Here is a 5,445-nt window from a genome sequence, read left to right on the forward strand (position 1 = left end):
GGTCAAATACTCCTTCTATTTCTTTATAGTTTACTTTTATATGATTTATAGCATTTTTTGTAGCTTCTTTAGAGTTAGCTACTACAAAAGCTATAGGATCCCCTATCCTTCTTACCTTTTTATCACAAAATACTTCATGGTCTTTAAATACAACACCATGATGATTGTAAGGTACATCTTTTGCTGTAAATATTTTTACAACACCTTCTATTTCTTTAGCTTTACTTATATCAATATCTATATACGCATGAGCTTTGCTAGACCTTAAAGTTTCTCCATAAAGCATATCTTCAAAGTATATATCTTGCGGATAAATAGCTTTACCATTTACTTTATCATAAGCATCTATTCTTTTTATATTTTTGCCAACAACCTCCATTAATTCTCTCCCCTTATCTTGGATGCTAAGTGTATAGCATCAACAATCTTATTGTATCCTGTACATCTACATAAGTTGCCAGATATACCTTCTCTTATTTCTTTCTTGCTTGGAGAAGCATTTTTATCTAGTATAGATTTTCCGCTAAGTATCATGCCTGGTGTACAAAATCCGCATTGAACAGCTCCTACATCAATAAATGCTTGTTTTAGATATTCTTCTTTTACACCTTCAATAGTGATTATCTTTTTATCCTCTGCTTGAAATGCTAGTACTAAGCAAGAATTAACTAATTCCCCTTCCATAATAACAGAACACGCTCCACATTCACCTTCACCGCAGCCTTCCTTAGTTCCAGTTAATTTAAGCTTATCCCTAAGTACATCTATAAGCCTCTCCTCTTCTTTTATATCAACATTATATATAGTATCATTTATATTCAAACTTATATTTTTCACAAATACACCCCCAATATATTTACTTAATTTTGTAATCAAACCTTAATATTTCTTATATTTTCTCTTATCACAATAATTTTATTGTAGCTACCCTAATAATTTTATGCCTTCATATATAGCTTCTTTTACTACACCTTTAACTGCATGTGATTTAAACTCCCCACTACTTCTGTTTTTTAAGTTTTCACTTACATTATCCTGTAATATATCTAAAGCTTTGTTTATATTTTCATCTTCAACAGTTTTTCCAGTTAAATATTTTTCAACTTCATATCCTCTTATACCAGTTTTACTTAAAGCACCTAGCGCTATATTTATATTTTTAAATTTATTTTCTTCTATCTCTAATAAAACGCTACTTGATATTTTAGATATAGCTAGTGACTTTCTAAATCCTAATTTAGCAAATGATAAGACTTGATTTATTTTTGGCTTTTCAAATTCTATATACGTTAAAATTTCATTTGTTCCTATATCTATATGATTTTTATCTATTAGTATATCTTTTAGATATGCCTTTCTTTTATAATTCTTACTTTGTATACATACTATAGCCTTTAAAGCTAAAAGTGGTGGTATTAAATCAGCACTAGGAGAGGCATTACATATATTTCCACCTATAGTACCTTTACTTCTTATCTGTGGAGAACCTACAAGACTTGATGATTTTTTTAATCCATATAAATTGCTACTAATTTTATCGGAGTTTATAATATCGTTAAATGTTGTACATGCACCTATTTTTATAGTATTTCCTTCTTCTTTTATAATCTTAAGTTCTTCTATATCGCTGATATCAATCAAAATTTCTTTATTAAATTTATTATTTCTCATCTCAACAATTAAGTCAGTTCCACCAGCTATAATTTTTGCCCTTGATTTTTTAATCTCAAGTATATTTAGTACTTCATCGAGTTTTTTTGCTTTATATACTTCTTTAATCATAGTTATCCTCCAAAGTAAAAAATTTGCTTCACTTATGTCGCCAACGACCTAAAAAACAGGTCCGTTGCTCAAGGTTAGCGGTTGGTATTCTAACTTATCCACAAATCAGATAAGTTAGAATACTTTAAAATACAAAAAGGTATTTTTTTAATTTTCACTCAATTAATAATATGAATTTTAAAATTTGTCTATTACATTTATTAGATATAATTAGTTATCTGAGATACTATAAACCGTATAAATCCAAAGATTGTTATCTATAATTTAGTTAGCTTCTATATTGACAGTTTTGCAATAAAGTTATAATATCAATAAGGTTAGAGCTTTTTTATAGCACGTAGGAAATTATATTCATTTTAAAACTGTTAATAAATATAATTTTCGTATATGTGCTTCAAAAAAGTCTTCCTTATAAATCTTAAATTGGAGATTTTTTTATATTTAGATAATCATAAAATTAAAATAAAGGATGATAAAAAATGACAGAACAAAACTTAAGTTTGATTGATGAAGTTCGAAGAAGAAGAACCTTTGCAATTATTTCCCATCCCGATGCAGGAAAAACTACATTAACTGAAAAGTTTCTATTATATGGTGGTGCCATTCGTGAAGCAGGATCTGTTAAGTCAAGAAGATCTCAAAAACATGCAGTGTCTGACTGGATGGAAATTGAAAAGCAAAGAGGGATATCTGTTGCCTCAAGTGTTCTTCAATTTGAATATAATAACTTTTGTATAAATATTCTTGACACTCCAGGGCATCAAGATTTCAGTGAGGACACTTATAGAACTCTTATGGCAGCAGACAGTGCAGTAATGGTTATTGACTCTGCTAAAGGTGTTGAGGATCAAACAAAAAAGTTATTCCACGTTTGTAAAATGAGAGGAATACCAATTTTTACTTTTATCAATAAAATGGACCGTCAAGGAAAAGACCCATTTGAACTACTTGAAGATATTGAAAATGTTCTAGGAATTCGCTCTTGTCCAGTAAACTGGCCAATTGGTTCTGGTAAAGATTTTAAAGGCGTATTTAACCGTCATAAAAACCAAGTTGAACTATTTAATGATGGTAACCATGGACAATCTATTGCTAAATCTACAACTGGAGATATATCTGATGAAAAATTCAATACTTTATTAGGTGATGAGCTTCATGAGCAACTGCTAAATGATATTGAACTTTTAGATATTGCTGGAGATAATTTTGATTTAGATCAAATACTAAATGGTGAATTAACACCTGTATTCTTTGGAAGTGCCCTTACTAACTTTGGTGTTGAGCCGTTTTTAGAGTCATTCCTAGAAATAACACCACCTCCAAAGTCTCGTAAAAGTAATTTAGGTGATATTGATGCCGAATCAAATAATTTTTCAGGATTTATATTTAAAATTCAAGCCAATATGGATAAATCTCATAGAGATAGAATTGCATTTTTAAGAATTTGCTCTGGTAAATTCGAAAAAGGTATGACAGTAACTCATGTACAAAGAAATAAAAAGGTTAAACTTGCACAACCTCAACAGTTTGTAGCACAAGATCGTGTTATAATAGATTCAGCTTACCCTGGTGATATTATAGGAATACACGATCCAGGAATATTTAATATTGGTGATACATTAAGTGAAAAGCAATCAAATTTACAATACACTGGTATACCACAATTTGCTCCTGAGCATTTTGCAAGAGTATCTACAAAGAATGCACTTAAAAGAAAACAATTTGTAAAAGGACTTACACAATTATCAGAAGAAGGTGCTATACAAATATTCAAACAACCTAATTCTGGTATGGAAGAACTTATTATAGGAGTAGTTGGAGTTCTTCAGTTTGAAGTTTTAGAATATCGTCTAAAACAAGAATATGGTGTCGATATGATAATGCACACGTTGCCTTACCGTTATATACGTTGGATTGAAGCCGATACATTTAAGTCTGATAATTTTTCAATGACAATGGATACAATACTGGTTGAAGATAAAAATAGAAATCCAGTATTATTATTCCAAAATGAATGGTCTATTAATAATATAACTGAAAGAAATGAAAATTTAGTTTTAAGAGAAACTTCTTTATAAAAATAATTATAAAAAATAGCGTCTATGATTTTTAATAGGCGCTATTTTATTTTTATTTTATTTAATCTCTAAAATATTTTTTATTTTGATAGTAATCTATTATTTCTTAAATATAATTAGTCTTATCTTACAATGACAGATTTTTTAATTTTATTTATTATTATTTTTTCGTATCAATACGTATATTTTAATTTTAAATATTTTCTTCGTATGAATAATTTAAGAATATAAGGCTTATATTGATAAATAAGGGCTTAATTATCAAATTACTAATTGAATATCTATTTAGTGTTACTCATATATATTAATATTAAATATTTAAAACTTTTAGAGAGGTGTTTTATGAAGGTTATTAAAGGAAATATAATTTTCACTCCTACACATGATAAATTTGAGATCATAGAAAATGGATACATAGTTTTATTAAATAACAAAATAGTTAATGTTTTTAAAAAATTGCCCGAGAAATACAAAAATTATGAATTGATAGATTATACAGACAAATTGATAATCCCTGGAATGAATGATTTGCATTGCCACGCTCCTCAGTTTAGAAATGTTGGTATCGCGATGGATAAAGAATTACTTCCTTGGCTTAATGATTATACATTTCCTGAGGAATCTAAGTATAAAGATGTTAGTTATGGTGAAAAGATGTATTCTAAATTCGTAAATGAAATATATAAAAATGGAACTACTAGAGTAGCTGCTTTTGCAACTATACATAAAGAATCTACAATGAAGTTAATGGACATTTTTATAGGGTGTGGTCTTGGAGCTTATGTTGGTAAGGTTAATATGGATAGAAATTCATGTGATAATCTTTGCGAAAAAACTAATGATTCTATTAATGATACCCTAGAAATAATAAATAAATATCAAAACAAATCTAACTTAGTTAGACCTATAATAACGCCTAGATTTGTACCTACTTGTAGTGAAAATTTATTAAAATCTCTTGGTAAGCTAGCACTTGAGTTTAATGTACCTGTGCAATCTCATTTATCTGAAAATGTAGGTGAAATAAAATGGGTAAGAGAGCTTCATCCAACTTCTAAATTCTATGGCGATGTTTATGATAAATGTAATTTATTTGGTGACACTCCTACACTTATGGCTCATTGTATTCATTTAACAAATGAGGAAATTGAGCTTATGAAAAATAAAAATGTATATGCTGTTCATTGCCCTACTTCAAATGCTAATCTAGCTAGTGGAATAATGCCTATAAGAAAGCTTATAAATAACAATGTTAAACTAGGCTTTGGTAGTGATGTAAGTGGTGGTCATAGTTTTTCAATATTTAAAACTATGGTTTATGCTATAGAGTTTTCTAAGCTTATATGGGCACAAAATAAAGAATATGATTTCTTAAGTCTTAGTGAAGCATTTTATATAGCCACTAAGGGTGGTGGTTCTTTCTTTGGAAATGTTGGAAGCTTTGAAAAAGATTATGAATTTGATGCTCTTGTTATAGATGATTCTGAGCTTAATTTTGATAACTATAGTTTAATTGAAAGATTAGAAAGATTTATTTATTTAGGTGATGATAGGCATATTTATCATAGATATGTAAGTGGAAAAT

General features: G+C 28.5%; 4 protein-coding genes and 1 pseudogene. 2 read left to right on the plus strand and 3 right to left on the minus strand.

Features of this window, described 5'->3' with window-relative positions:
• From VLM92_RS10170 to VLM92_RS10180, 3 genes and pseudogenes are all read right to left on the minus strand, one after another.
• A pseudogene (locus VLM92_RS10170) lies at positions 1-379 on the minus strand (aldehyde oxidase); the annotation flags it as partial.
• On the minus strand, positions 379-837 hold the full coding sequence (locus VLM92_RS10175; protein ID WP_325276234.1) for a (2Fe-2S)-binding protein: 459 nt from the start codon (positions 835-837) through the stop codon (positions 379-381). The pseudogene VLM92_RS10170 and the gene VLM92_RS10175, both read right to left, overlap by 1 nt.
• Before the next feature lie 87 nt (positions 838-924).
• On the minus strand, positions 925-1,782 hold the full coding sequence (locus VLM92_RS10180) for an FAD binding domain-containing protein (RefSeq protein WP_325276235.1): 858 nt from the start codon (positions 1,780-1,782) through the stop codon (positions 925-927).
• Positions 1,783-2,261: 479 nt separating this feature from the next.
• Here VLM92_RS10180 and VLM92_RS10185 point away from each other — a divergent pair, with 479 nt between their 5' ends.
• Both VLM92_RS10185 and guaD read left to right on the plus strand, forming a co-directional pair.
• Positions 2,262-3,860, plus strand: coding sequence for a peptide chain release factor 3 (locus VLM92_RS10185; protein WP_325276236.1), 1,599 nt, complete (start codon positions 2,262-2,264; stop codon positions 3,858-3,860).
• 342 nt (positions 3,861-4,202) lie between these two features.
• Positions 4,203-5,445: guanine deaminase (guaD, locus tag VLM92_RS10190; RefSeq protein WP_325276237.1), on the plus strand; the 1,243-nt coding region annotated here is incomplete at its 3' end.

Source organism: Romboutsia sp. (genome assembly GCF_035470145.1).
In the GTDB taxonomy this organism is placed as follows: Bacteria; Bacillota; Clostridia; order Peptostreptococcales; family Peptostreptococcaceae; genus Romboutsia_D.